Origin of the sequence: Streptomyces panaciradicis, assembly GCF_023516615.1 — a bacterium.
GTDB lineage: Bacteria > Actinomycetota > Actinomycetes > Streptomycetales > Streptomycetaceae > Streptomyces > Streptomyces panaciradicis.
In genome coordinates, this window is the sequence record NZ_JAMGBF010000083.1 from 28,885 (window position 1) to 54,444 (window position 25,560).

Here is a 25,560-nt window from a genome sequence, read left to right on the forward strand (position 1 = left end):
GGGCGGGGGGTCAGACCGGAGGGGCGACGAAGCAGCCGCGGTCCGGGTCGTTGAACGACTCCTTGGCGATGAGTTCGTTCATCGGGTTGGCGGTGCCCCACTGGTCGGTGACCTCGGGCCGGGAGAAGTCGTAGACGTGCGGGTGCCAGGTGTCCTCGTCGAGGAGCTCCAACTCCGTCGTGTACTCGACCGTGTTGCCGTGCGGGTCGAGGAAGTAGGTGAAGGTGTTGTCGCCCGCCATGTGCCGGCCGGGGCCCCAGATCTTCTGGAAGCCGGCGCGGATGACGCGGCCGGAGCCGCGCATGTACTCGTCGAGTCCGCGCATCTCGAAGGAGACGTGGTGCAGCGAGGTGTGCGGGCCCTTGGCCAGGGCCATCGAGTGGTGCTGGTTGGAGATCCGCATGAAGTGCATGACCTCGCCCATGTGCGGCGAGCTGAGGGTGTCGGACAGCCGGAAGCCGAGGTGCCGCTCGTACCACTCCCTCGTGCAGTCCAGGTCGGGGGAGTTGAGCACGACGTGGGACAGCTTGACCGGGATCGCCTCCTTCTCCTCGATCTTGCGGTGCCGGCGGACCTCGACGTCGGCGGAGACCTCGATCGTGCGGCCGTCGACGTCGAAGAAGCGGAAGCCGTAACCACCGCCGGGCGTGTCCACCTTGCCCGGCCGCGTGATCAACTGCACTCCACCGGCCAGGAGTTGCTCGGCGAGCGTGTCGACGTCGGCCGCGCTCGCGGCGCCGTAGGAGACGAGGTCGAGGCGCTTCTCGTCGGCCTTGCGCAGCCGGACGACGTACTGCTCGGGGGAGCCCTCGGCGGCGAGGAAGGAGATGCCGGAGTCCTCCTCGACCTTGGTGAGGCCCCAGACGCCGGCGTAGAAGTCGAGTTGCCTGTCGTAGTCGGGCACGGCGAGGTCGACGTGCCTGAGGTGGGTGAGAAGGCGTGCGCTCATGATGTCGCTCCCAGGGAGAGGAGGGCGGCGGCGTTGCCACCGCGTACGGCGTGGAAGTCGGCCTCCGGCAGGCGTGCCGTGCGCAGGGCGCCGACGGGGTCTTCGGTGCCCATGTCGAAGGGGAAGTCGGAGCCGAGCAGGACCCGGTCGGGTCCGGCGATGCGGATCAACTCCCGCAGCACCGACGGGTCGTGGACGAGTGAGTCGAAGTACAGGCGCCTGAGGTAGCTGCTGGGCGGGTGGGCGCAGCCGGCGCCGGCGTCGGAGCGGGCCGTCCAGGCGTGGTCGGAGCGGCCGATGTGGGTGGGCAGGTAGCCGCCGCCGTGGGCGGCGATCACCTTCAGCCCGGGATGGCGGTCCAGTACGCCGGAGAAGATCAGGTGCGACAGCGCGACGGCGTTCTCGGTGGGCTGGCCCACGGTGTTGGACAGGTACCACCGGTCCAGCCGCTCGTCGAGGGTGCAGCCGAAGGGGTGCAGGAAGACGAGCGCGCCCGTCTCCTCGGCCCGCGTCCAGAAGGGTTCGTACGCCGGCTCGGACAGCTCCCGGCCCGGCGCGTGGCTGGAGATCTCCACCCCGGCCAGCCCCTGTTCCAGGGCGTGGTCCAGGGCGGCCACCATCAGGTCCGGGTGCTGCAGCGGGACGAGTCCGAGGCCGCGCAGCCGGCCGGGGGCGGCCGAACAGTGGGCGGCGGTCGCCTCGTTGGCGAGGCGGCACAGCTTCTCGGCGGTCTCCTCGTCCGTCCAGTAGTGGTAGTGCGAGGGGGAGGGGCTGACGAGCTGGACGTCCACGCCCTGGGCGTCCATCGCGGCGAGCCGTGCGGTGAGGTCGAGCAGCAGTGGGACGCGTTCGCGCACCATGGGGCCGTTGACGGCGAGGGCGGCGGGGCCGTTGCGCCGGGCGTCCAGCGCCTTGGCCTCGGCCAGTCCGGGCAGGCCCTCCACCAGGGCCTCGACATCGGGCAGCAGCAGGTGGGCGTGCACGTCGACGGTGGGGGAGGCGGGTGCGGGGTACGTGGTCACGGCAGCTCCCTGAGCAGGGTCATGGTGCGGCCCATCAGGCCGGGCAGGTCCGCGTCGCGTACGCCGTCCAGCTGCCACTGCCCGATCTGCACGGACGCCTCGACGACCGGCCGGACGCGCGCGATGCGCCGCTCGTAGTACGCCTGGAACAGCGCGTCGTCCCAGTCGTCGGACGCGGTCAGCAACTGCGCGAGCACCCAGGAGTCCTCCAGGGACATGGCCGCGCCCTGGGCGAGGGTGGGCGGGCAGCAGTGCGCCGCGTCGCCGACCAGCACGACCCGGCCGCGATGCCAGGACCCCTCCACCAACAGCCGGTCGAACCAGGTGTAGTTGACCTTCGCGGGGTCGGTGATGTGCCGGGTGATCTCCGGCCAGAAGCCGCCGTACGCGGACGCGAGGCGCCGCATCTCGTCGGCGTAGGTCTCCGGGGGGATGGAGGCGCGGTCGCGGTTGGCCTCGACGACGTAGGCGTAGATCGTCGTGTCGCTCGTCGGGCAGTAGCCGGCGATATAGGCGGGGCCGCCGTAGGCGAGGTCGGTGCGGGTGACGCCGGCCGGGCGGGGGGTGGCGACGCGCCAGATGGCCATGCCGGTGGGTTCGGGCTTGGCGGTGATGCCGAGGGCGGCGCGGGTGGCGGAACCGACGCCGTCGGCGGCGATCACCAGGTCGTAGCGGCCCCGGGTGCCGTCGGTGAAGGCGACGGTCACGCCGTCGCCGTCCTGCTCCAGGGACTCTGCGCGGGTGCCCAGCCGTACCGAGGCGCCGCTCGCCCGGACGGCGTCGATCAGGACACGCTGGAGCCGGGGGCGCTGCATGCCGACGGTGGCGGGCAGGTCGTCGCCGCCGGTACGGATGTCGCGGGCGACGTGCAGGACCGTGCCGTCGGGGGCGGTGATGCCGACGGACCCGAACCCGAAGCCGGAGGCCTTGACCTGCTCCCACACCCCCAGTTCGCGCAGCACGCGCAGCGCGTTGCCCTGGAGGGTGATGCCGGAGCCGGCGGTGGCGTTCCAGTCGTCCTTGGCCTCGATCAGGTCCACGGCCAGGCCCGCGCGCCGCAGCAGGATCGTGGCGGCGTTGCCGGCCGCGCCGCCGCCGATGACGAGGACCGAGCGGGGTGCGCTGCGGGGTGTGCTCATAGGGGAACTCCTTCGTTCCGCTGGTTACTTGACGGCGACGGGGCTGACGGGCGAGCCGACGGCACCGGTGATGGGCAGGGGAGCGGCGGTCAGCCAGAACTCGTGCACGCCGTCGGCCGCGCAATCCTCGGCCAGGGCCTCCAGGTCCCACATCTCGCCGATCAGCAGGCCGATGTTGGGGATCGCGACCTGGTGCAGGGGCTGGAAGGCGTGCTCGAACTCGTTCGGGCGGACCTCGAAGCCCCAGGTGTCGGTGGCGATCGCGGCGATCTCGCTGCCGTGCAGCCAGCCGGCGGTGGTGAACGACAGACCGGGCGCCGGACCGCCCGCGTAGTCGCCCCAGCCCTCGCGGCGCACCCGGGCGAGCTGGCCGGTGCGCACCAGCACGATGTCACCGCGTCCCACGCTCACCCCGTGCGCCTCGGCGGTCGCCGTCAGGTGCGCGGGGGTGATCGCGAAGCCGTCGGGCAGTTCTCCCGCCTCGCCGGCCACGCGTCCGACGTCCAGCAGCACGCCGCGCCCGGCGACGTGCGGGGCCATGTGCTCGATGCCGGTGACGAGGTCGCCGTCGGAGGTGACGACCTTCTCGGCCGGGCGTCCGTTCCAGGCCTTGCCGTGGTCGAAGATGTGGCCGAGGCCGTCCCACTGCGTGGAGCACTGCAGCGGCATGGCGATCACGTCGTCGGCGCCGCCGATGCCGTGCGGGAAACCCTGGTTGCCCAGGGCGGCGTCGGTACCCGTGTCGAGCATGGTGTGGACGGGGTTGGTGCGCCGCCGCCAGCCCTTCTGCGGGCCGTTCATGTCGAAGGACTGCGACAGCGAGAAGCTGACTCCGCGCCGGACGAGGGCCGCGCCCTCGCGACGCTTGGCCGCGTCGAGGAAGTTCAGCGTGCCCAGCCGGTCGTCCTCGCCCCAGCGTCCCCAGTTGGAGTACGCCTTGGCGGCCTCGGCGATCGCGCCCTCGGGATCGAGCCGGTTCACGACGCCTCCGCGACACAGCGGGTGCGCTGCGCGCCGAGGCCGGTGATGGACCCGTCCATCACGTCGCCGTCGCGCAGCAGCCGCCCCCAGTGCATTCCGTTGCCGGCCGGGCTGCCGGTCAGCACCAGGTCACCGGGCAGCAGACGGGCGGTCTGCGAGGCGTACGACACCATCCGCGCGACCTTGAAGATCATGTCCTTGGTCGACTCGTCCTGCATGGTCTCGCCGTTGAGCTTCAGCGTGACGCGCAGGTCGTCCGGGTGGGCGATCGACTCCGCGGGCACGATCCACGGGCCCAGCGGGGTGAAGCCGGGGGCGTTCTTGCTGCGCAGCCAGTCGGTGCCGATCTGCGGCATGTCGCGGCGGAAGACGGTCGCACGATCGGTGAGGTCGTTGGCGATCGTGTAGCCCGCGATGCACGCCGATGCCTCCTCGACGGACACCCGGTGCGCCGGCCGGCCGATCACGACCGCCAACTCCAGCTCCCAGTCGGGCTGTTCGGCCCAGGCGGGCAGCACGACGTCGTCGTAGGGGCCGGTGATCGCGCTGGGCAGGCCGATGAAGACGTACGGCAGGTCCTCGGCCGCCCGCCGGTCCATGATCTCCGCCGCTTCGGCGCGCCGCTCGGCCTCGGGCCGGTCGTCGCCGGGCGCGCGGTGCGCCACGTGCAGGTCGATCACGTGCTGCCGGTAGTTCGCCCCGGACTGGAACACCTGGCGCGGTTCGACCGGCGCGTGCACGTGGAGGTCCGCGAGCGGAGTCCGGGCGAGGCCGGTGTCGGCGGCCAGCGCATGCAGCCTCGGCAGCGTCGCCGGCCAGTCCTCCAGCAGGTGCCGCACGGTCAGCCGCTCGTCGCCGAACGCGGACCGCAGATCGAGAACCAGGCCGTCGGGGGTGACGAGGGCGGGGAAGCGAGGCCCGTCCGGGGCCGAGAGCGTCGCGAGAGCGAAGGGTCCGGCGAAGAGGGCGGACGCGGATTCGGGTTTCACGGACATGTCCTCCTGATTGCGGTGCGACTAATCTGGACCCCGCACCCGCGATCAGGGAAATAGATTGTGTGGATCACCCCGATCCGTCACATGGATAGTCCCCGATCGGCGCCGCACTGCCGAGGGAAGCGCATGAACCTGGCCCGACTCGATCTCAACCTCGTCGTCGCCCTGCGGGCCCTGCTGGAGGAGCGCAACGTCACCCGTGCCGGACAGCGCGTCGGCCTCAGCCAGCCCGCGATGAGCGCCGCCCTCGCCCGGCTGCGCAGGCACTTCGACGACGACCTGCTCGCCCGCGTCGGCGGCCACTACGAGCTCACCGCACTGGGCCAGATGCTCCTGGACCGCACCGCCACCGCCTACGACGTGCTGGAACGGCTCTTCGCCAGCCAGGCCGACTTCGATCCGGCCAAGGAGAACCGCGAGTTCAAGCTGCTGGCGTCGGACTACGCCGTGGCCGTCTTCGGCACCGAACTGGCCCGCGTGGTGCACGAGGAGGCTCCCGGCATCCGGCTGCGCTTCACCCACACGCCGACGACCGTCGTGGACGACACCGCCACCCTGCTGAGCGCGAGCGACGGGCTGCTCATGCCGCACGGCGTCATCAGCGACTTCCCCGCCACCGACCTCTTCGACGACCGCTGGGTCTTCCTGGTGGCGCGCGACCACCCGAGCGTCGACGACCGCCTCACCCGCAAGGACCTGGAACGGCTGCCCTGGGTGACGTACCAGCGGACCTACGACGCCCCCGCGGTGCGCCAGCTCGGCATGCTGGGCGTCGAGCCACGCGTCGAGGTCTCCGTCGACAGCTTCCAGCTGCTGCCGCTGCTGGTGGCCGGCACCCGGCGGGTCGCCCTCGTGCAGTCGCGCCTGGCCCGGCTGCTGGAACCCATCGCCGACGTCCGCGTGGTGGAACCGCCGTACGAGGCCGTACCGCTGCGGGAGGCGTTGTGGTGGCATCCGGTGCACACGCACGACGCCGCCCACATCTGGCTGCGCGAGACGGCCGCGCGGGTGGGGGCGCGGGTGCAGTCGGAGAGCTGAGGGGCGGGGCGGGTGACCGTGTCACCGCGCCATCCACGCGCTGGATCAGCTCCATCGCAAACTTGGATGACGGAGGGACTGGGCAGGCCGGGGCCCGGAACGCATAGTCGTGGCACACCGCCGCGCCGCCGCAGGCCGCCACCGGGCGCCGTCCGCCCGTCCGCCGCGCGGTGACCCTCCCCGCCCACGTTCCGGAGTGCCGCCATGCCCGCTTCCGCCGCTCTGCCCGCTCACGAACACACGGAGGACCCGGCCGTCGGGGGCAGGCTGCCGGCCGTGCTGCTGATGGCCGGCAGCTGCCTGCCGATCCTGGGCGCGGTCCTGATCGCCCCGGTGCTTCCCCGCATGCAGGACCACTTCGGGGACGTTCCCGGCAACGCCGTCCTCGTCCCGCTCGTCCTCACCGTCCCGGCCCTCTCGCTGGCCGTCCTCGCGCCGTTCGCCGGCGCCCTCGTGGACCGGCTCGGCCGCAAGCGCCTGCTGGTCACCGCCACCGTCCTGTACGCCCTGTTCGGCACCGCGCCGCTGTGGCTGTCGTCGCTGTACGGCATCGTCGCCAGCCGGGTCCTCGTCGGCGTCGCCGAAGCGGCCATCATGACCTGCTGCACCACGCTGATCGGCGACTACTACACCGGACGCACCCGCGACCGGTACCTCGCGCTGCAGACCATGTGCGCGTCGGCGTCCGCGACCCTCTTCTTCGTCCTCGGCGGCGCGCTGGGCTCGGCGGGCTGGCGGGCACCCTTCTGGCTCTACCTCGTAGGACTGCTGCTCGCCCCGGCCATGGCGCGTGTGCTGCCCGCCCCGCAGCCGGCCGCGCTCCCGGCCGGTGAGCCGACGGCGGCGGACCGGCGTCCCTTCCCGCTGCGGCGCATGGCCGGCATCTGCCTGCTGACCGTCTTCGGCGCGGCCGTCTTCTACACCGTGCCCGTGGAGATGTCCTACCTCATGGACGACCTCGGCGTGCACTCCACCGGCGTGGTGGGCGCCGCCACGGCGCTCGCCAGCGCGGCCACCGTCCTCGGCTCGGTGCTGTTCACCCGGCTCGCCGACCGGGCGCGCCGCCGCCTTCCCGCCGTACTCGCCGTGTGCGCCGCGGGCTTCGTCCTGATGGGCGCCACCGACCGTCTTCCCCTGCTCATCGCCGGGGCCGTCGTCAACTGCGTCGGTACCGGGATGCTGCTGCCGTCCCTGCTGACCGTGGCGCTGTCCCGGCTCGCCTACGCCGACCGCGGGCGGGGCACCGGCCTGTGGACGTCGGCCTTCTTCCTCGGCGAGTTCGCCTGCCCGCTTGCCCTGCTCGCCGCCCAGAACACCCTGGGCACCCTGGCCTCGGCCGTCCTGCTCCTCGGCATCCTGACCCTGCTGGTCTCGGCGGCGTTGCTGCCACTGACCCGCCGGGCGCCCGAGGCGCTGCCGCAGGCCGCTCCCGAGAGCGTCTGACGGTCCCGGGCGGGGGCGCCAGGGGCCTACCGGGGCTCGGGTTCTTCCCGGGTGATCTCCGGTTCCAGGCCCTCGGTGACCGCTGTGCGGTCCCGGCCCACGTCCGAACGCCAGGCCTCGAACGCCCACGCGGTCACCGCGACCACGGCGAGGCCGAGGAGCCAGCCGCCCAGAACGTCGCTGCACCAGTGCACACCGAGGGCGACCCTGGTGAAACCGACGCCGACCACCGAGAACACCGCGACGCACCAGCACACGACCCGCCAGGCCCGCGGTATCAGCGGCAGCAGCACCAGCAGGAAGATGCCGAAGGACGTGGTGGCGGTCATGGCGTGGCCGGAGGGAAAGGAGTACCCGGGCGCATGGGCCACCGGGTCCTGCAGCGCGGGCCGCGCCCGCTCCACCACCGTCTTGACCAGCAGGCCGATCAGGCCGCCCGCCACGGCGGTCACCGCCGCCCAGGCCGCCAGGCGCCAGGCCCGGCGGTACAGCAGCCACGCCGTGAGTACGGCGACCGCCAGGCGCAGCGTCACCGGGTCCCAGACCCAGTCGGACAGCAGGTGCAGCACGCTCCTCCAGGCCGGATGGCCGATCACCTGCGCGTGCAGTCGTCGCGCGGCGCCGGTGTCCAGGCGTTGCAGCGGCCGCCACCGGTCCTCGACCAGGATCAGCAGCAGTCCGAACAGGACCGCGCTGACGGCGGCGATGCCGGCGGAGACGAGCAGTCGCGCACCGAACCTGCGGTCGGCCTGGCGGGGCTGTCGAGTTGATGGACGCAGGGTGGAGTTGGTGCCCATGTCAGACTCCCGGATCTTCCTGGATCGGCCCGGGACGGAGGCCGCGTACCGCTTCCAGTTGTGCTGCGAAGGACAGGCCCAGCAGCAGCGCGATGGAGGTGAGGTAGGCCCACAGCAGCAGCGACATGAAGGCGCTGAGGGGGCCGTAGATGGTGTCGAAGGAGCCGCTGATGTTCAGGTAGAGGCTCAGCAGCCAGGTCAGGGTCATCCACAGGACGAGGTACACGGCGGCTCCGAAGGCCAGCCAGGTGTAGCCGGGCTGGTTGCGCCGTGGTGAACGGCGGAAGACGGCGCTCGCCGAGATGAGGGCGAGCAGCAGACCGAAGGGCCAGCGCAGGACGGTCCAGGCGCGCAGCGTGCTGTCGTCCAGGTGGTAGACGGTCACGGCCGCCGAGGCGATGTCGCCGCCGGCGATCATGGCGATGAACCCGAGGCCCAGGGGCAGCCCGGCGCTGAGGGACATCACCAGGCCGCGCAGGTACTTGCGGTGGAAGGGGCGGTCGCGTTCGTTGCCGTAGATGCGGTTCGCGCCCCGCTCGATCTGGCACATGGCCGTGGTGACGTTCATCAGGGAGAAGACGGCGCCGAACCAGAGGGCGACCTCGGCGCCGGAACCGGACTTGTGGCGGCTGCGGTCGAGTGCGTCGTCGACGACCTGCGCGCTGGGGCCCTGGGCGATCCGGTGGATCGTCAGTTCCGCCAGCCTGCCGACGTTCTCGGTGTGCAGGCTGGCGGACAGGCCGACGAAGGCGATGGCCAGCGGGATGACCGCCAGGACCGTCTGCAGGGCGAGGGCACGGGCGTGGCTGAAGCCGTCGGCGTAGCGGAAGCGGACGAAGGCGTCGCGCAGCAGCGACCAGCCGCCGTAGCGGCGCAGCGTGGCCCAGGCCTCGTCGGCGGACAGCTCCTCTCCGCTCATGTCCCGTGTCTCGGGGACCCGTGTGGCAGTACCCATCACTTCCCCCGGGCGGGCAGCAGCATCTTCAACGCGCCGGGGCTCGCCTCCACGGTCAGGCGGCGGCCGGGGGCGGTGGGATCGCCGTCCAGTTCGCGGGGCTGGTCGCGCTCGAAGGTGAACTCGGCGTGCCGGAAGGTGAAGAACGCCACGGGGGCGTCGCCGGCTTGGCCGGCGGGGGCGTCGGCGGCCGACCGGGGCGTGGCGGTGCCGCGCAGCAGCGTCCACAGGGCGCTGATCCACCCTCCGAGACCGTGCGGATCGAGGATGAGCAGATCAAGCCGCCCGTCGTCGGGACGCGCGTCCGGCAGCAGCCTCATGCCGCCCTGCACCGCGCCGACGTTGCCGATCAGCACCATGCGGGCGGTGCGTCGATGAGCCGGGGCTCCGTCCAGGCTCACGTTCACGCTCATCCGCGGAGTGCGCGACCAGACCCGGGGGAGTGCCAGGACGTAGGCGAGCCAGCCCAGGCTGGCCTTCGTCCGGTCGTTGGCGTTGGCGCGTTGCAGCATCGCCGCGTCCAGGCCGGCGCCGCACATGGCGGCGAAGTGGGTGGCGGGCAGGCCGTCGCCCTCGACGCGGCCGAGGTCGACGCGGTGTTCGGTGCCGCGCAGGGCGGCGTCGAGGGCGTCGACGGGTGACAACGGCAGGCCCAGATTGCGGGCCAGGAGGTTGCCGGTCCCGCAGGGCACGAGGGCGAGCGGGACCGTGCTGCCCGCGAGGGCGCCGGCCGCGGCCCGCAGGGTGCCGTCCCCGCCGCAGACCACCACGAGGCTCGCGCCGTCGCGCACCGCCTCGGTGCTCTGGCCGCCGCCCGGGTCGTCGGCGGTCGTCTCGATGAACTTCGGTGCGCCGTAACCGTGTTCCTCGAGCACCTGCCGAAGAGCGTCGCGGTCGGCCTGATCGGTGACCGTGGGGTTGAAGACCACCGCGGCGTGCCCGGTGCGCTGTGGGACACCGCCTTCCGCCACGACCCCGGCCGCCCCTGTGGACCGGGAAGCCGGCGGAGCGGTCACGAAACCGTCCGTGAGCACGGCGCGCCCCACGATCCACAGGGCCAGACCGCCGTTGACGAGGCCGCCCATGACGTCGGTGGGGTGGTGCATGCCCCGGTAGAGCCGGGCGAGGCCGACCACGATGGGGATCAGGAACACTACGCCGGCCACGACGCGCCGCCACGGGCTGCGCATCCGGGACAGCGCGAGCACCGCGAGGCCGCCGTAGACGGCCGTGGCCGCGCCGGTGTGGCCGGAGGTGTAGCTGGAGGTGGGCAGCGAGCCGTCGAGACGGTGCACCTCGGGCCGGTGCCGGTCGACGGCCACGGTGATGACCAGGAAGACCAGTGACTGCAACGACACCGCGAGCGCGAGGAAGGCGGCCTGCCGCCACATCGGCAGCCTCGGTATCCAGAGCAGCCCCAGACAGCTCACCAGCGTGACGGCGATCACCGTCCCGGTGTTGCCGGCTTCGGAGGCGAACCACGACAGGGTGGTCAGGGAGTGCGTCCGCATCCCCTCGAAGCCGGTGTTGACCCTGTCCTCGACCGTCAGCGGCCACAGGTGCCGGGCGGGGCCGGTGATCAGCAGACCGATGCCCACCATCAACGCCGCCTGGCAGATGGTCAGCGCCGCGATCCAGCGAACGGACCAGCCGATTCCGCGCGGTGCGGTGCGGCCGTCGCCGGCGGCTGTGCGACCTCCCGCGGGTCTCTCCCCGGGCAACTCGGCTGGTCTTCCCGATACGGCGGTCGGCATCCGCACTCCCTGATCGACGTGTCGCGGCCGTGGCCGGCCCGAGGCGTGTCCTCCGGCTCACCGCCGTATGCCCGCAGAACCTCGGTACAGACGCGCCGCGAGGGGGTCGGTCGACGGGGGGTCGGTGCAGGCGGCGGGGGAGTGCACCGACGGCGCAGGCAAGTCGTCCCGGTGAGAGGTGAGTTGGCGGAGCCGACCCCGGACGGAAGCGGCGTGGCAGAAGAATTCGATTCCTCACGGGACGCCCAGGTGGCCGGGCGGGGCGGGCACGAAGGGGGCGGACTTCGGGAGTGCCGCCGTATTCGCCGGGCACGTGGCTTTTCGGGCTGGCTCGTCAGCCCGCACCGAACCACCCCTGAAGGTCAACGGGAGACAGACGTGATTCTCGACGGCATACCGGCAGCTTCTTCTGCTCCTGTCCATGCCCCCGCCACCGGTGACGCGCTCGATGCGCGCAAGCGCCGCCTGCGCCGCCGCCTGGAGCGGCTCATCGGCGTGGCCGCGACCGAAGGCAACGAACTCGTCCCGCTGCGCAACGGCGACCAGATCTTCCCCGCCATGCTCGGGGCGATCCGTTCGGCCCGCCACACGATCGACATGATGACGTTCGTGTACTGGCGCGGGCAGATCGCCCGGGACTTCGCACGCGCCCTCGCCGACCGGGCACGCGCGGGAGTGCGGGTCCGGTTGCTGCTGGACGGCTTCGGGGCCCAGAAGATCGAGCAGCGGTTGCTGGAGGAGATGGACGACGCGGGCGTGCAGGTCGCCTGGTTCCGCAGACCCGTGTGGCTGTCACCCTTCAAACAGAACCACCGCTGCCACCGCAAGGCCCTCATCGTCGACGAGACCACCGCGTTCACCGGCGGCGTCGGTATCGCGGAGGAGTGGTGCGGCGATGCGCGCGGGCCCGGCGAGTGGCGGGACACCCATGTGCAGGTGCGCGGTCCGGCGGTCGATGGCGTGGCGGCCGCGTTCGCGCAGAACTGGGCCGAGTGCCACGACGAACTCTTCGACGACCGCGACCGCTTCACCGAACACCGGCAGCCCGGCTCGTCCGTCGTCCAGGTCGTGCGCGGGTCGGCCAGCATCGGCTGGCAGGACATGCAGACCCTCATCCGCGTCATGCTCACCTCCGCCGAGGAACGCTTCCGGCTGGCGACCGCCTACTTCGCCCCCGACACGTACTTCATCGACCTGCTGTGCCAGACCGCCCGGCGCGGTGTGGAGGTGGAGATCCTCCTCCCCGGGCCGCACACCGATCAGCGTGCCTGCCAGCTCGCGGGCCAGCACCACTACGAGCACCTGCTGGAGGCCGGCGTGCGCATCCGGCAGTACCAGCCGACCATGATGCACGCCAAGATCATCACGGTGGACTCGGTGGCGGCCCTGATCGGTTCCACCAACTTCAACCGCCGGTCCATGGACCACGACGAGGAGGTCATGCTCGCCGTCCTCGACGAGGACTTCACCGCGACTCTCGACCGCGACTACGAGGCGGACCTGAAGAACAGCGTGGACATCGACCTCCGTCGCTGGAGACGACGGGCGGTGCTGCAGCGCGCGAAGGAGGCGGCGGTCACTCCGATCCGACGGTTCCTGTGATCGGCGAGCGCCGCCAGGGCGGGTGGCCGACCGTGCCGCGGTCGCTCAGGCCCCCTCACACGCCATGCCACTCGCCCAGCCGGCCGGGCGCGCCTGTTGCGACGAAGCGGCGCACCAGGTCCCATGCGCGGTCGACAGCGAGGACGAAGTCGCCGCTGAACGCCGCGAGGTCATCCATGACGGGGACGTGGAGCACGGTGTCCGCCGCGGCGGTACCGTCTCCGGCCAGAAGGAAGGTCCTGTCGGCGTCCATGAGATGCAGGACTCCCCGATCGCCCTGGAAGCCCAGCGCCAACAAGGGGAACTCGGCGTCCGGCAGGCGGACTTCGAGGTACCCCCGGCCGCGGGAGCGCAGTTCGCCGAAGTGCTTCGTCAACTCCGACATGTCGGAGCATCTCTCCACCGCGCGGAACCGCCCCGACTCCGGTGCCGTCGCCGCCCACGTCACACTCATCCCCGCACCTTCGACGCGCGTCTGCTGACCGGCCCTCACTCTTGCCGCTCCGTGGCATCGGTCGGGGGGCGATTTCGTGCGAGTTTCGTCACGTCCGGTGCCGCCGGCCTGTGTGAATCCTCCGCGCCGGGCCCCTGATTCGGGCGTCTGTGCCGTGGTGGGGCGGGCTTCTGCCACGCACGGAACGCTTTCGAGGTCAAGGGAGCTGCACTGTAGATTTCCGGGTCATGCTCAGAGTGCAGGTTCTGGGACCCCTCCGCGGCGACATCGACGGTGTTCCGGTCCACCTGGGAAGTCCCCGGCAGCGCGCCGTCCTCGCGCTCCTGCTGGCCGACCGTGGGCGTGTCGTATCCGTCGACCGGCTCGTCGACGGCCTGTGGCGGGGCCGTCCGCCGCGGAAGGCGGCTGCTTCCCTGCACGCCTACGTGTCGAACCTGCGCCGCGTACTCGAACCCGGCCGGGCGCCCCGTACCCCCGCCGGTGTGCTCGTCAGCGCCCCGCCCGGCTATGCCGTGCGGCTGCCCGAAGACGCGGTCGACGCCTGGCGGTTCGAGGCGGCCGTACGGCGGTCTCGCACCGCGCCGCCGGCCGAGGCCCGGCGCTTGCTGGAGGAAGCTCTGGGGTGGTGGCACGGGGCGGCCTACGGCGAGTGGGCCGACGAGGAGTGGGCTGCGACCGAAGCGGCCCGGCTGGGCGAACTGCACGCGGTGGCACGGGAGTTGGCGGTCGGTGCGGCCCTCGCGTCCGGTGACCCGGCGGAGGCGGTGCCGGCGGCCGAGACGCTCGTACGGGAGCATCCGCTGCGCGAGGAGGGCTGGCGGCTGCTCGCCCTGGGCCTGTGGGCCTCCGGTCGCCGTGCCGACGCCCTGGCCGTGCTGCGGCGTGCGGCCGCCGTCATGGCCGACGAACTCGGTCTGGGCCTGGGCGAGGCCCTGACCGAGTTGGAGAGCGCCATGCTGACGGGGCGGACCGAGGTGCTGCGCACGGCGGTGCCCGCGGCCTCCCACCCGGTGAGCGCGGAGTCCCGTCCGGGCGCCTCGAAGGTCGTCGCCCCTGTGGCCGACGACCTGTTCGTCGGCCGGGACGACGAACTGCGCGTCCTGGAGGAGGCCGCACGCGACGCGCTCCACGGCGGTGGCGTCGTCCTCGTGACCGGGGAGCCCGGAGCCGGCAAGTCGGCGCTGCTCGCCCGCTGCCGGCGGCGGCTGAGGGAGCAGGGCTGGACCGTGGTCGTCGGCCGCTGCCCCGAGTTCGACGGCGCCCCTTCGGCCTGGGCGTGGGTGGAGGCGCTCGGCGCGCTCGCGCGCCGCACACCTCCCGCCGACCCGGACGCGCTCGGCGCCCTGCTCCCCGAGACCGGACACCGCCGGCGATCCGACCGCGGTGACGGACCGGCGGACGGAACCACCGGCAGCAGCGACGCGATACGGCGGGGGCGGCAGGGGGAGTGCGACTGCGGAGAGGAGGCACGGTTCGACGAGGAGGGCATGCCGGCCGACGCAGGGACCGTGGTGGCGTCCGGCGGGCGCGGAGACGGGGCGTTCGCGGGGCGGTTCCGGCTGCACCAGGCGTTCGGCCACTGGCTGCGCAGCGCGGCGGCCCAGGCGCCGCTGGCGGTGATCGTCGACGACCTGCACCGAGCCGACAGCGAGACCCTGGCCCTGCTGGAAAGGGCCGCGGGCCTGGTGGGATCGCCGGTACTGGTGATCGCCGCGTACCGCCCGGTCGACGCGGAGGACCGCCTGACCCAGACGCTCGCCGAACTCGCCCACCGCTCCCCGCACCGGCTGACGCTCGACGGACTGCCCCTGTCCGGCGTGGACACCCTGGTCCGGGCCGTGTGCCGGGACCAGGTCGACGCCGCGACCGTGCGGGCCCTGGCCGAACGCACCGGCGGCAATCCCTTCTACGTCCGCGAGAGCGCCCGGCTGCTCGCCAGCGAGGGCGCCCTGGTGGCCACCTCTGAGGTGCCGCAGGGCGTACGGGACGTCCTGCGCAGGCGGCTGCGGCAGTTGCCGCCGGGGACGTCCGCCGTCCTTCAACTGGCCGCCGTGGTCGGCCGGGAGACCGAGGTCGGGCTGCTCGTCGAGGCCGCGGACCCGGCCCAGCACGAAGAGCACGACGTGCTCGACGCCCTGGAAGTGTCCGTGACGGCGGGGCTGCTGACGGAACCGGCGCCCGGCGTGGTGCGGTTCGCGCACGCACTGGTCCGCGACACCCTCTACACCGACCTCGTCGGTGTGCGCCGCGCACGCCTGCACGCCCGCGTCGCGGACGCTCTGCGACGCCGTCGCCCGGACGATGTCGCAGCCCTGGCACACCACTTCGCCTGTGCCGCCAGTCCGCGCACCGCCGCCCTCGCCGTCGAGTACTCGCTGGCGGCGGCCGATCTCGCCGAGCGGCGCTACGCCCACGACACCGCGGTCGAACTGCTCACGCAGGCGATCGAGGCGTTCGCCCGGATCCCGGCCGTCGCGGACGACGGCAGGCCCGCCCGCCGCACGGGACAGCTGGTCGCCCTCCTCGGGCGGCTGCTGCGTGCCCAGAACCGGGCCGGGGCGATCGTCGCGGCGCGCGAGACACGTCAGCGCGCCATCGAGGCGGCCGAGGCCGTCGGGCACCAGGAGCTGACCGCGGCGGCCCTCGACTCGTGGATCGGGCCGGGGCGGGCCCTGAGCGGGCCCCGCGGCCTCGTCGAGCACGCGGCGCTGGACGTGTTCGTCGACCGACTGCTGGCACGCGCCGAGCTGGACCCCGCTGTCATCGGCGTGCCCCGGCCCGCTGTGGCGGACGGGCAGGGCCCGTGGGCGGCACCCGGCGAGGCGCGACAGGCCGACGGCGCGGATCAAGTGGGCGGTGTCGAGCGCCGGTTGGCCGTAGCCCGAGCGGTGGGGGACCCGCTGCTGCTCGCCTGCGCGCTGACCGCGGAGGCCGCCGTGGCGCCGCCCGGGACCGTCGACCGGCGCACGTCCCTCGCGACCGAACTGCGGGTGCTCGGGTACGCGCACGACCTGCCCGCCAACAGCTGGGTGCGCGAGCACATAGGGGCCATGGCCGCCGGAGCCCGCAACGAGGTCGCGAAGGTCCGCGAGCACGCCGGGCAGGGACTGGCCGTCGCCCGACGCCACCGGCTCGAGGAGTCGGAGGCGATCAACCTCACGACGCTCGGCATGCTGGCCCATGTCGAGGGCCGCTTCGGCGAGTCGGAAGCGACGTACACGCAGGCACGGGAGGTGCTGCGCGTCCACGGCTCGCCGCACGGCGACCTGGTGCGGGTCCTGGGCCTGACCACGGTACGGCTGAGCAGTGGCCGCCCCGGCGAGGCCGAACCCCTGCTGCGGACCCTCGCCCCCGGGGCCGTGCCCACGGTGGACCTGGCCCTGGCAGTGGTCCTCGCCCGGCAGGGGGAGGACGAGCAGGCGTACGCGCTGGGCCGTCGCGCTCCGGCCGCCGTGCCGGTCGTACCCGACCACCTGTACGGCATCGCCCTGTCCTTGCGGGCCGAACTCGCCGTACTGCTGGGGGACGTGGACAGCGCCCGCGAGCTCGTCCCGCTCCTGCTCCCGCTGCGCACGCAGCTCGCCGGAGCGGCGAGCATCTCCTTCGTCACCCGCCCCTACGCCCACTCGCTGGGCGAGTTGTACCGGCTCCTCGGTGACGAGCCGGAAGCGCGAGCGCAGTTCGCCCTCGCGGAGGACGTGGCGCACCGGTGGGGATCGCGCCACATGGCCGAGGCCGCCCGGGCCGCCTCGGCCCACGGGGTCCTGCACGGCTGACGGCTCAGGCCAGGTGCCACTTCTGGTTGGAGGTGCCGGCGCAGGCCCACAGCTGGAGCCGGGTGCCGTCGGCGGTGCCGGAGTCCTTGGCGTCGACGCACTTGCCGATCTTGGTGTCGACCAGCGGGCCGATCGGTGCGCCCAAGCCGCCACTCGGCTTCGTCCCGCATCACGGCCCCTCTGCCGCGCGGGTCGGGAGACGGTCCCCGAACCCGCTCACCGGCCTATCCAGGGTTGCTGCCCGTGACACCGCCGATGGCGACCCCGTCACGCGCACCACCGCGTGACGTCCTGGATCGAGGACGCGACCAGGCCCAGCACCGAGGAGAGCGCCGTGGTAGACGCGCTGCGGCGAAGCACACGGGACCACGCGCTGCCGGAGATCTCGGTCAGCGGGCACGGTACCGCCGCCGCGGCGGCACCGTGCGGCAGGGCACTGCGGCTCGGCGCCGAGTCGGCCGATGCCGGGACGCCATGGCGCACCGCCTCGACGCCCACCTGCGGGACCCGGGCTCCCCACTGACCTGCAACGCATTCACGATCACCACCGAGTCCCGTGGCTCGGACCTCCCGCACGGCACGGACCCGGCCTACGGCACCCGGAGGTCCGCCGCCAGGCGATCACCACCGTCGTCCACCGGCGGACCCGGACCCCCTTGGCGTTCCCGCCCGTCCGTCAGCCGGCGCGTCCTGTCAGACAGCCATCGGCTGCCGCCCGCGTCCGCCCGTACGCCCCGAAGGATGGCGGGGGCGTAGCGCGACCGCACCATCTGGGGCGTGCTGCGGACCGAGCGGTGGGACCTCGCTGATCGCCTGACGCCCGTGCGTGTGTCCGCTTCCGACGGCGGGACTCCCGGGAGGACCGCGAGGGTGCGCGAGGGTGACGATCGCGCCGGTGGTCACCTGCCGAGGGCGGTGCTGCGGATCGCTCTGCGCTGGCTCGCGGTGGTGTCGCCCCAGACGCCGTCCGTCTCGCCGTGGCTGATGGCCCAGTCACGGCAGTCGAGCAGGACCGGGCAGCGCCGGCACACCGCGCGAGCACGCGCTGTCGCGCGCTCGGTCTCCGCCAGTGGGAAGAACAGCTCCGGGTCCTCACCGACGCACAGCGCCCGCAGGCGCCAGGCGGAGTTGAAGTTGTCGAGCGAGGGTGAACGCCTCATACCGCACCTCCGCGGTCTCACCAGGGCATACGTAAGATCGCGGCCTGAAAGCCGCGATCCCGGCAGAGGTGTTCGAAATCCTATGTCACACGTCGCCCAAAGGCCATAGCCGACTTTCTGGACATTGCGGTACGGGGGTCCGCTGGGCGGAACCCCGCGCTCTCCGTCGGTCCGACCCCCGGGTCAGTGCTTGCCCGGAAGGGTCAGGAACCCCTCCGCGCGGGCGCTCGCCAGTCCGATGCGGGGGATGTCACTGCTCCTGGCGAAGAGCAGGTAACGGGGTTCCCATATCGGGCGGTACTTGGCGTTGGCGCGGTACAGGGACTCGATCTGCCACCAGCGCGAGAAGAACGTCAGGGTGGCGTGCCACAGACGCAGGACGGGACCCGCGCCGAGCCGGGAGCCCCGTTCGAAGACCGAGCGGAACATCGCGAAGTTCAGGGAGACGCGGCGGATGTCCAGTTCGGCCGCGCGCAGCAGGAGTTCGACGACCATGAACTCCATCAGCCCGTTCTCGCAGTCGCGGTCGCGGCGCATCAGGTCCAGGGACAGGCCGTGCTCGCCCCAGGGGACGAAGCTCAGCAGGGCCCGGGGGACGTCGTCGGCGTCACGGCACTCCAGCATCACGCACCGGCCGTCGGAGGGGTCGCCGAGGCGGCCGAGGGCCATGGAGAAGCCGCGTTCGGTGGAGCCGTCGCGCCAGTGGTCGGCGCGGTCGATGAGCAGCGCCATCTCCTCGGCCGGAATGTCCTCGTGGCGGCGGATGCGGACCGTGTAACCGGCCCGGCGGACCCGGTTGTGGGCCTGGCGCACGACCCGCATCGCGCGGCCTTCGAGGGTGAAGTCGGCGATGTCGACGATGGCCTCGTCGCCGAGTTCGAGGGCGTCCAGACCGTGGCGGCCGTAGATGGTGCCCGCCTCCTCGCTCGCGCCCATCACCGCGGGCGTCCAGGCATGCCGGCGCGCCTCCGTCAGCCAGGCGTCGATCGCTCCGGGCCAGGCCTCCGGATCGCCGATCGGGTCGCCGGAGGCCAGGCTCACGCCGCCCACGACGCGGTAGGTGACCGCCGCCTTGCCGGTCGGGGAGAAGATCGCCGCCTTGTCGCGGCGCAGGGCGAAGTAGCCGAGCGAGTCGCGGGCGCCGTGCTTGTCCAGCAGCGCGCGCAGCCGTTCCTCGTCCTCCTGGCCGAGCAGGCGGCGGCCGCGCGGGGAGCGGAAGAGCGCGTACAGGACCAGGCAGAAGGCCGCCGCGAGGAGGATGTTGATGATGATGTCCGTCCAGCGGGGGGCGTGGACGGTGGAGACGCGGTCGGCGAGCGGGCCGACGCTGACGCCGCGCAGCAGGGTGTAGCCGATCTCGTCGGCGAGGGTGGCGCCGGGGATCGTGTTCGTCGCGTGCACGAGGAGGGTGCCCAGGACGCCGGTCACCGCCAGGCCGCCCACGCCGACGCCCAGCGCCAGCTTCGGGTTGGACGGGTCGCCCACCGCGTTGAACTCACGGCGGCTGATCAGCAGCGCGGCGACGAACAACCCGGTGAGGGCGGCGGAGAGCCAGTTGAAGGCGTGGGCACGGTACTCGTGCTGGGTGAGCGCGAGGGCGTACAGGACGAACAGGGGAGCGGACAGGGCGAGGTTGACCACCCAGGCCGCCCGCTTGCGGCGGCGCATCACCAGCACGAAGAAGATCGCCAGGGCCGCGGAGATCAGACCCGCGGTGGCCAGGTACGGCGTGAAGAACTGGCCGGAGTGGTGGGCGTGTTGCCGGTGCAGGTGGAGCGTGATCCGGCCGTTGTTGTGCTCGTAGACCTCTTGCCGGAACGGGAGCGACATCACCGCCACGATGTTCAGTACGGCGATCAGCCGCAGGTACCAGACGGTGGCGTCCGCCGCCCGCCGGCGCAGGCGGCTCGGCTCGGTGCCGTGGGGGCGCTGTGCGGCGGCTTGGCGGGGGGATATCAGAGCGGACTGTTGTGAGGCCATGGTGAGCGACTACCTTGAAGGCGGCTGGGGGGACGGCGGAGCAGACCCTACACGCCGTAGGATATCGGCGCATGTAAGGAGGGAGTCCGGCCCGAGTACGGGAAACGGTGTGAATACGGGGAGCGTGACGTCACCGCCGCGCCCGTTCCACCCGCCACCGTGCCGCCAGGATCCACGCCAGGTTGCCGATCGCGGCTCCCGCCACCACCGCCGCGACTATCACCCCGCCCGTTGCCAGTCCGTCGCTGAACAGGTGCGGACGCCGGTCGAGGCTGTGCAGGCCGAAGCCGGACAGCTCGTAGACGCCCTCCATCGTGATCAGCAGGCTCACGACCAGCACCGCCACCGTGGGCGCGACACTGCGGCGGGCCTCCTGAGTGTCCGTGCCCTGCATGAGTACCCCCGAAGAGTTGACGGGCCGACGCGGCCGATGGGGGCCCTACAATACGTAGGGCTCGGCCGGTCCGGTGGTCACGGGGTCCATGAAGGGCGCCGGAAGCACCTCACCGCCGCGGCCGGGCGGCACCGTACTCCGAGGTGCCGTGCCCCGCGTACGGGACGGTTCACCGGTCCAGGAGGCGTGTCCGCCAGTGGGCGAGGCCGTGGGACAGCTCACCGTCGCCGGGAGGAAGCCTGAGCAGGGTGCTGTCGATGTAGTACAGGTACAGCGGTACGAGTTCGGCGTGGAGGAGTTCGGTGAGCCGCTCCGCCGAGGCGGGCTGTCCCTGGCGGGCGTGCGTCGCGGCCCGGACGAGTTCCCCTGCCACCGGCGCGGGCCGGGTGAGGTGGTGGCGGATGGCGTCGTCGGTGGATCCGCAGTCCGCGGTCGCGGCGGTGTAGAGGAACCTGAGGGGGAGCAGGACCGCCTTGGTGAACCGTCTGATGTCGCTCGCCAGGCGAGCGGGACGGTGGAACTCGGCCAGGACGGCGTCCGATGCGAGCATCCTCAGCGCGAAGCGGACGCTGTCGGTCACCAGCGTGTCGGCGCCCGGCCGTTCGACGTCCTGGCGTATCTCCTCGCCCAGGAGCAGCTTGCCGCTGTCCTTGAGGTCGAGCCGGTCCACGGCCGGGAACCTGCCGTCGTCGCGGTCCGCACGCAGGGCGGGCAAGGAGCCCCAGAACACCGACAGGCGTCCGTAGGAGCCGTCTCGCTCGTGGAGTTCGCGGGTCGCACGCGCGATGGTCAGGTCGTCGTCGTGACGGCGGTCCGCGAGGATCAGCGCGAGGTCGATGTCGCTGACGGCGGGCGCGAACCCTCCGTGCGCGAGGCTCCCCAGGGCGTAGGCCGCGATCAGCCGGTCGTCGATGACCTGTTGGAACAGCCGCGCGCAGTCCTCGGCGATCCGGGTGGCGGAGTCGGCGTCGAGGCTCTGCCGGGGGAGGGTGCTCATGCCGGTACGGCACTGTCGCGGCGGGCGCGTTCGGCGATCCGGTCGGAGACCATGGTGATGATCTGCCAGGCGTGGTCGAGGAGTTCGATGACCTCGTCGAGCCGCCACTCCGGGCGCTCGGCGAGCAGCCGGTAGCCCATCTCGATGTGTTCCTCGTCCGCTTCGTCGTGCAGGGCGAAGTAGGCGTTGCCGGGAAACGCCAGGGAGCCGGCGTTGCTGAAGGTGAGACTGCCTGCCTCCAGCACGAGGTGGGCCAGGACGACCCGGTGCAGGCCGGGCAGGGTGCGGAACTGCTCGACGAACCAGGCGGCCCCGGCTTCGACGACGGGGTCCCAGCCGGGTGTCCGGCCGGTGCGGTGGCTGTCCGCCAGGATGTCGTTGTGGCCGAGCTCCTCCTGCCGGTGCTGGAGGGCGAGTTCCTTGAGCTGGAGGTCGGTCTCGAACGCGGCCCGCACATCGATCATCCGCTGGAACGCGTCCGACCACGGTGCCACGTGGGTCAGTACGGCATCCCTGGTGGCCGCCGGTGTCGTGGGGTCCTCCAGCAGGACGATCAGGTCGCTGCACCGGTAGGCGCGGACGTGCTCCTCGTTCCTGTCGGCGACTTCCCGTAGGGGTGCGGGCATGGTGGTCATAGAGCGGCGTCCTCCTGGAGGCTCTGCCGGGCCGGCTGAGGCGGTGGGCCGGGCTCGACGGTGGGTGAGGGGTAGACCGGAAACCTGAAGTAGACGGATACGTCGCCGTGTTGCCCCAGTGACCGGTAGCTGACCAGCTCCTGCAGGCCCCGGATCCGGTCCAGGGGCCGCGGTGCCAGGGTGCGGAGCAGGGCGTGGTGACGTCGTGGGTCGAGGCCCTCGTGTGCCATCAGCGCGGCGATCCTGTCCGCGGCTTCCTCGTCGGACGCGGTGAAGCTGGGCACCCGGAAGTAGGTGGTCGACTCGTCGGCGCGGTCGGCGTCCGGCCGGTACGCCAAGCAGGTCAGCGGGGCCTCGCCGGCGGCTTGTGGAGCTGCGCCGAGCAGGGCGCGGAAGGCCGAGCGGGCCCTGCCCGGGTCATGGGCGCGGGCCAGGGAGGCCATCTGCTCCAGGACGGCGACGCTGCCGGTGTGGTTGCGGTAGTAGACCTTCGCCCGGGCCCGCGTGCCGGTGTCCAAGTCGAGGGCGAAGAACTCCAGTTCGCGCTCGACCCCGTCCTCCTGCGCGGCTCGGGTCACCCGGGCCGAGGTGTCGGCCCACGCGGCGTCCATCGCGAGACGGGCCATCGCCTCGCTCACCAAAGCATGCCGATCCGTCATCTCCCTGCCGTACAGACCGAAGTAGATCTTGAAGGCGGGCGGGTGTCCCGGCTTCCAGGCCAAGGAGTGCCAGACGGGGACGGGCGCTGTCTCCCGACCGGCGCCCGGTGCGAACATGTCGGCCACTTTCCCGTAGCGGTCCAGGCAGACCAGCGGCTCCCCGGCCAACCGGTCCGTCAGCGCCGCCGCGGCGGCCCGGTTGGAGGCCGCGGTGACGGGCCGGGATGTGCCGAGGGCCTCGAACAGCACGCGCAGTTCCGGTCGCCCCCGGGACCACTTCACCGACATCTCGGCGGGGAAGCCGTCGCCGGCGACGTAGGAGGGATACGGGGGCGTCTGCCCGACGGGCAGGTCGGCCCACGGCCGCAGCAGATCCTGGATCTGCTCCGTCACGGGCTCGCTCAGGTTCCGCGGCAGGCCGAGCCCGTCGCACATCTCGGTCCACCGTTCGCGAAGGAACGCGCCCATGGAACGCCCTTCACCCGAGAAGACGCTGTCCATTCACCCGTCCCTTCTCCGAGCGTGGCTGGGGTGACGCCGCGGAGGAGGGCCGCGCGAGGCCCCTCGCGGCCGCCGCCGGCGTTCCCGTGGAGCGAGCGCACGCGAACCGTTTCACCGCCGGTCTCGGCGGACCTCGCCGCGTCCGAGGCGATCACCACTGTCCAGGCGCGTCAGCGCACCGGCCATCCTTTCGACGAGCTTCGAAAGGTGGGCCTCGGCGTGGCGGCGCAGGGCGTCGGGGGCTCTGGCCGGAGCGACCGCGGTCACCGTCCTGGGACGACGGCGAGCTTCCGGGCGCGCTCGGCCCGCCGTCACCGAGGGGCGATCGGGCTGACCGGGGCGAGGGGTTCGATGCGACGGCCTGCCTGTGGTGGGGCGGGCGCGTCGACGCGTGAGGGCGGCCGGTCAGGCGGGGGTGCCGGGCAGGGGGCGCCGGGCGACCTCGTGGGCGTCGTCCGCCGGCACGCCGAGCATGAGCAGGACCATCTCGGCCAGGTTCACCGCGGCCTCGTCGCCGTCCAGGTCGGGGCGGGCGAATCTGAGCTCCACCAGGGACAGCAGGGTGCCGCCCAGTGCGGACAGGGCGACCGCCGGGTCGACGGCGGTGAAGCGGCCGGAGGCCATGCCGGCCTCGAGGTCACGCACCGCCCGGCGGGCCAGACCGTTGTCGGAGTGGATGTAGCCGAGGCCGCGACGGCGCAGGACCTGCATCAGCTCCGGTTGGCTGTCGGCCATGCGGGCGCTGAGCCGGAAGCCCGCCGCGACGAGTTCGGCCGGGTCGTCGAGCCCCGTCAGGCGTTCGTCGAAGCTCTGGCCGAACTCCTCCAGAGCGTCGATCACCGCCGCTTCGAACAGTTCGGTCTTCGATTCGAAGTGGTTGTAGAAGGAGCCGAAGCCGACGTCGGCGCGTTCGGCGATCGCCTGGATGCTGACGCCGGTGTCCCCGGTCTCGGCGAGGATCTGCCGGGCCGCGCGGATGAGCGCGCGACGGGTCTCGGCGCGGCGCCGTTCGAAGCGGTTGCCGGGCGGGGCTGACGTAGGCATACGCCGAGTCTAGCCGCGCGGCCGATGACGACAGCAACTCTGATGAATTCATCATTTCTCTCGGCCGACATCTTGACGAGGGAACTGTCAAACTTGATGATTTCCTCATTACGGCGATGTTGCTCGGAGGGCACCATGTCTGAAACCCGCGTCCACGGGCCCGATGCCAGGACGGCCCACCAGGACCTGCACAGCGAGGACGGAGCCCTGCGCGGCGAACACCCCGGTCGCTCCCGGAACCCGGTGATCAAGGTCGCCGATCTGGCCTGGCTGGAGTTCGAGAAGCCCGACCTGGACCGGGCCGAGGTCTTCGCCCGCGACTTCGGCTTCGGTGTCGCGGCCCGCACGGAGCGGGAGCTGTGGCTGCGCGGCACCTTCGCGGGCTCCCCCTGCATGGTGATCCGGCGCGGCCGGACCTCCCGCTTCATCGGCCCCGCGTTCCGTGCCGCGGACCGTGCGGACCTGGACCGGCTGGCCCGCGCCACCGGGTCCGACGTGCGCGAGGCCGACGTGCCCGGCGGCGGCCGGGCCGTCGACCTGCTCGACCCCTCGGGCGTCCCGGTGCGTGTGGTGCACTGCGGCGAGCAACTGCCTGCACTCCCCGAACAGCAGCCGCTGCTGCTCAACTTCGGTACCGCTCACCGTCGTACGAACGCCACACAGCGCCCGCCCCGCGAGCCGTCGCGCATCCAGCGCCTGGGCCATGTGGTCCTGGAGACACGGGTGTTCGGCAAGGCACTCGACTGGTACCTGGACACGCTGGGGATGATCGTCTCCGACTTCCTGTTCCTCGACGGGCAACGCGACCGCGGCCCGACCATGGCGTTCATCCGCTGCGACCTCGGCAGCGTCCCGGCCGACCACCACACCCTCGCCATGCACCTGGGACCCGGCACCGGGTACGTCCACTCCGCCTACCAGGTCACCGACCTCGACTCGATCGCCGCCGGCGGCGAATACCTCAAGGAGCGCGGCTACCAGCGCAGTTGGGGGATCGGCCGGCACATCCAGGGCAGCCAGCTCTTCGACTACTGGCGCGACCCGGACCGTTTCATGCTGGAGCACTTCGCCGACGGCGACCTGTTCTCCTGCGACGTCGAGCCCGGCTGGGCGCCCATGTCGACGAGCGGCCTGGCCCAGTGGGGACCGCCCGCCACCCGCGACTTCCTCGGCGCGAGCCCCTCCCCGCAGCGCATCCGCGACGTCATCGAAGCGCTGCGCGGCGACAACGAGATGGACCCCGCCCGCCTGCTCGGTCTGCTCAAGGCCACCAAGTCCTGACCCC

At 72.4% G+C, this 25,560-nt stretch carries 23 protein-coding genes; 6 read left to right on the plus strand and 17 right to left on the minus strand.

All coding sequences use genetic code 11. The features are described 5' to 3' along the window. Positions 1-10: 10 nt before the first annotated feature. From M8J74_RS26045 to M8J74_RS26065, 5 genes are read right to left on the minus strand one after another with little or no spacing between them, the layout of a single operon-like run. The gene (locus M8J74_RS26045) at positions 11-949 is read right to left on the minus strand and encodes a VOC family protein (protein ID WP_249838780.1); all 939 of its coding nucleotides are present in this window, start codon (positions 947-949) and stop codon (positions 11-13) included. Further along, the gene (locus M8J74_RS26050) at positions 946-1,971 is read right to left on the minus strand and encodes an amidohydrolase family protein (RefSeq protein WP_249838781.1); all 1,026 of its coding nucleotides are present in this window, start codon (positions 1,969-1,971) and stop codon (positions 946-948) included. Before M8J74_RS26050 ends, M8J74_RS26045 begins: the two co-directional genes overlap by 4 nt. Then, a complete protein-coding gene (locus tag M8J74_RS26055) occupies positions 1,968-3,110 on the minus strand; it encodes an FAD-dependent oxidoreductase (RefSeq protein WP_249838782.1) in 1,143 nt (380 codons plus the stop codon). The genes M8J74_RS26050 and M8J74_RS26055 overlap by 4 nt, the downstream gene beginning before the upstream one ends. A 24-nt stretch (positions 3,111-3,134) precedes the next feature. Further along, the gene (locus tag M8J74_RS26060; protein ID WP_249838783.1) at positions 3,135-4,091 is read right to left on the minus strand and encodes a cyclase family protein; all 957 of its coding nucleotides are present in this window, start codon (positions 4,089-4,091) and stop codon (positions 3,135-3,137) included. Beyond that, the gene (locus M8J74_RS26065; RefSeq protein ID WP_249838784.1) at positions 4,088-5,086 is read right to left on the minus strand and encodes a fumarylacetoacetate hydrolase family protein; all 999 of its coding nucleotides are present in this window, start codon (positions 5,084-5,086) and stop codon (positions 4,088-4,090) included. The genes M8J74_RS26060 and M8J74_RS26065 overlap by 4 nt, the downstream gene beginning before the upstream one ends. A 126-nt stretch (positions 5,087-5,212) precedes the next feature. Here M8J74_RS26065 and M8J74_RS26070 point away from each other — a divergent pair, with 126 nt between their 5' ends. Next, on the plus strand, positions 5,213-6,124 hold the full coding sequence (locus M8J74_RS26070) for a LysR family transcriptional regulator (protein ID WP_058921062.1): 912 nt from the start codon (positions 5,213-5,215) through the stop codon (positions 6,122-6,124). A gap of 204 nt (positions 6,125-6,328) precedes the next feature. Further along, positions 6,329-7,567 (plus strand): MFS transporter, encoded by a 1,239-nt coding sequence (locus M8J74_RS26075; protein ID WP_372500269.1) that lies wholly within the window; start codon positions 6,329-6,331, stop codon positions 7,565-7,567. 26 nt (positions 7,568-7,593) lie between these two features. Here the strand turns inward: M8J74_RS26075 and M8J74_RS26080 are convergent, their stop codons facing one another. From M8J74_RS26080 to M8J74_RS26090, 3 genes are read right to left on the minus strand one after another with little or no spacing between them, the layout of a single operon-like run. After that, positions 7,594-8,364 (minus strand): phosphatase PAP2 family protein, encoded by a 771-nt coding sequence (locus M8J74_RS26080; RefSeq protein ID WP_249838785.1) that lies wholly within the window; start codon positions 8,362-8,364, stop codon positions 7,594-7,596. A 1-nt stretch (position 8,365) separates the two neighbouring features. After that, a complete protein-coding gene (locus M8J74_RS26085; protein WP_249838786.1) occupies positions 8,366-9,319 on the minus strand; it encodes a YihY/virulence factor BrkB family protein in 954 nt (317 codons plus the stop codon). Beyond that, positions 9,319-11,073: a bifunctional phosphatase PAP2/diacylglycerol kinase family protein gene (locus M8J74_RS26090; RefSeq protein WP_249838787.1), complete on the minus strand. Its 1,755-nt coding sequence runs from the start codon at positions 11,071-11,073 to the stop codon at positions 9,319-9,321. The genes M8J74_RS26085 and M8J74_RS26090 overlap by 1 nt, the downstream gene beginning before the upstream one ends. Before the next feature lie 378 nt (positions 11,074-11,451). Here M8J74_RS26090 and M8J74_RS26095 point away from each other — a divergent pair, with 378 nt between their 5' ends. Further along, on the plus strand, positions 11,452-12,675 hold the full coding sequence (locus M8J74_RS26095; RefSeq protein ID WP_372500270.1) for a phospholipase D-like domain-containing protein: 1,224 nt from the start codon (positions 11,452-11,454) through the stop codon (positions 12,673-12,675). A 55-nt stretch (positions 12,676-12,730) separates the two neighbouring features. On the opposite strand, the gene M8J74_RS26100 is transcribed toward M8J74_RS26095, so the two are convergent. Further along, on the minus strand, positions 12,731-13,129 hold the full coding sequence (locus tag M8J74_RS26100) for a hypothetical protein (RefSeq protein WP_249838788.1): 399 nt from the start codon (positions 13,127-13,129) through the stop codon (positions 12,731-12,733). Between the two features lie 227 nt (positions 13,130-13,356). Between M8J74_RS26100 and M8J74_RS26105 the strand changes: the two genes are divergently transcribed. Continuing rightward, the gene (locus M8J74_RS26105; protein ID WP_249838789.1) at positions 13,357-16,905 is read left to right on the plus strand and encodes an ATP-binding protein; all 3,549 of its coding nucleotides are present in this window, start codon (positions 13,357-13,359) and stop codon (positions 16,903-16,905) included. A gap of 4 nt (positions 16,906-16,909) precedes the next feature. Here the strand turns inward: M8J74_RS26105 and M8J74_RS26110 are convergent, their stop codons facing one another. Then, complete coding sequence (locus M8J74_RS26110; RefSeq protein ID WP_249838790.1) at positions 16,910-17,050, minus strand: RICIN domain-containing protein; 141 nt, start codon at positions 17,048-17,050, stop codon at positions 16,910-16,912. A gap of 138 nt (positions 17,051-17,188) precedes the next feature. On the opposite strand from M8J74_RS26110, the gene M8J74_RS26115 reads away from it, so the two are divergent. Next, positions 17,189-17,428 carry a hypothetical protein gene (locus M8J74_RS26115; protein ID WP_249838791.1) on the plus strand — a complete coding sequence of 80 codons (240 nt, stop codon included), beginning with the start codon at positions 17,189-17,191 and terminating at the stop codon, positions 17,426-17,428. Positions 17,429-17,804: 376 nt separating this feature from the next. Here M8J74_RS26115 and M8J74_RS26120 read toward each other — a convergent pair whose 3' ends face one another. The 7 genes from M8J74_RS26120 to M8J74_RS26150 all read right to left on the minus strand — a co-directional run bounded on the left by M8J74_RS26120 (position 17,805) and on the right by M8J74_RS26150 (position 24,275). Continuing rightward, positions 17,805-18,065: a WhiB family transcriptional regulator gene (locus tag M8J74_RS26120; RefSeq protein ID WP_249838792.1), complete on the minus strand. Its 261-nt coding sequence runs from the start codon at positions 18,063-18,065 to the stop codon at positions 17,805-17,807. 183 nt (positions 18,066-18,248) lie between these two features. Beyond that, a complete protein-coding gene (locus tag M8J74_RS26125; RefSeq protein ID WP_249838793.1) occupies positions 18,249-20,045 on the minus strand; it encodes a phosphatidylglycerol lysyltransferase domain-containing protein in 1,797 nt (598 codons plus the stop codon). Between the two features lie 130 nt (positions 20,046-20,175). Then, on the minus strand, positions 20,176-20,439 hold the full coding sequence (locus tag M8J74_RS26130; RefSeq protein ID WP_249838794.1) for a hypothetical protein: 264 nt from the start codon (positions 20,437-20,439) through the stop codon (positions 20,176-20,178). Between the two features lie 169 nt (positions 20,440-20,608). Beyond that, the gene (locus M8J74_RS26135) at positions 20,609-21,436 is read right to left on the minus strand and encodes a hypothetical protein (RefSeq protein WP_249838795.1); all 828 of its coding nucleotides are present in this window, start codon (positions 21,434-21,436) and stop codon (positions 20,609-20,611) included. Next, entirely contained in the window at positions 21,433-22,071 is a 639-nt protein-coding gene (locus M8J74_RS26140; RefSeq protein WP_249838796.1) for a hypothetical protein, read from the minus strand. Before M8J74_RS26140 ends, M8J74_RS26135 begins: the two co-directional genes overlap by 4 nt. Beyond that, positions 22,068-23,198 carry a tryptophan dimethylallyltransferase family protein gene (locus M8J74_RS26145; protein ID WP_249838797.1) on the minus strand — a complete coding sequence of 377 codons (1,131 nt, stop codon included), beginning with the start codon at positions 23,196-23,198 and terminating at the stop codon, positions 22,068-22,070. The genes M8J74_RS26140 and M8J74_RS26145 overlap by 4 nt, the downstream gene beginning before the upstream one ends. Positions 23,199-23,636: 438 nt before the next feature. Beyond that, positions 23,637-24,275: a TetR/AcrR family transcriptional regulator gene (locus tag M8J74_RS26150; protein ID WP_249838798.1), complete on the minus strand. Its 639-nt coding sequence runs from the start codon at positions 24,273-24,275 to the stop codon at positions 23,637-23,639. A 135-nt stretch (positions 24,276-24,410) separates the two neighbouring features. Between M8J74_RS26150 and M8J74_RS26155 the strand changes: the two genes are divergently transcribed. Beyond that, the gene (locus M8J74_RS26155) at positions 24,411-25,556 is read left to right on the plus strand and encodes a VOC family protein (RefSeq protein WP_249838799.1); all 1,146 of its coding nucleotides are present in this window, start codon (positions 24,411-24,413) and stop codon (positions 25,554-25,556) included. The last annotated feature ends 4 nt before the right edge of the window (positions 25,557-25,560 follow it).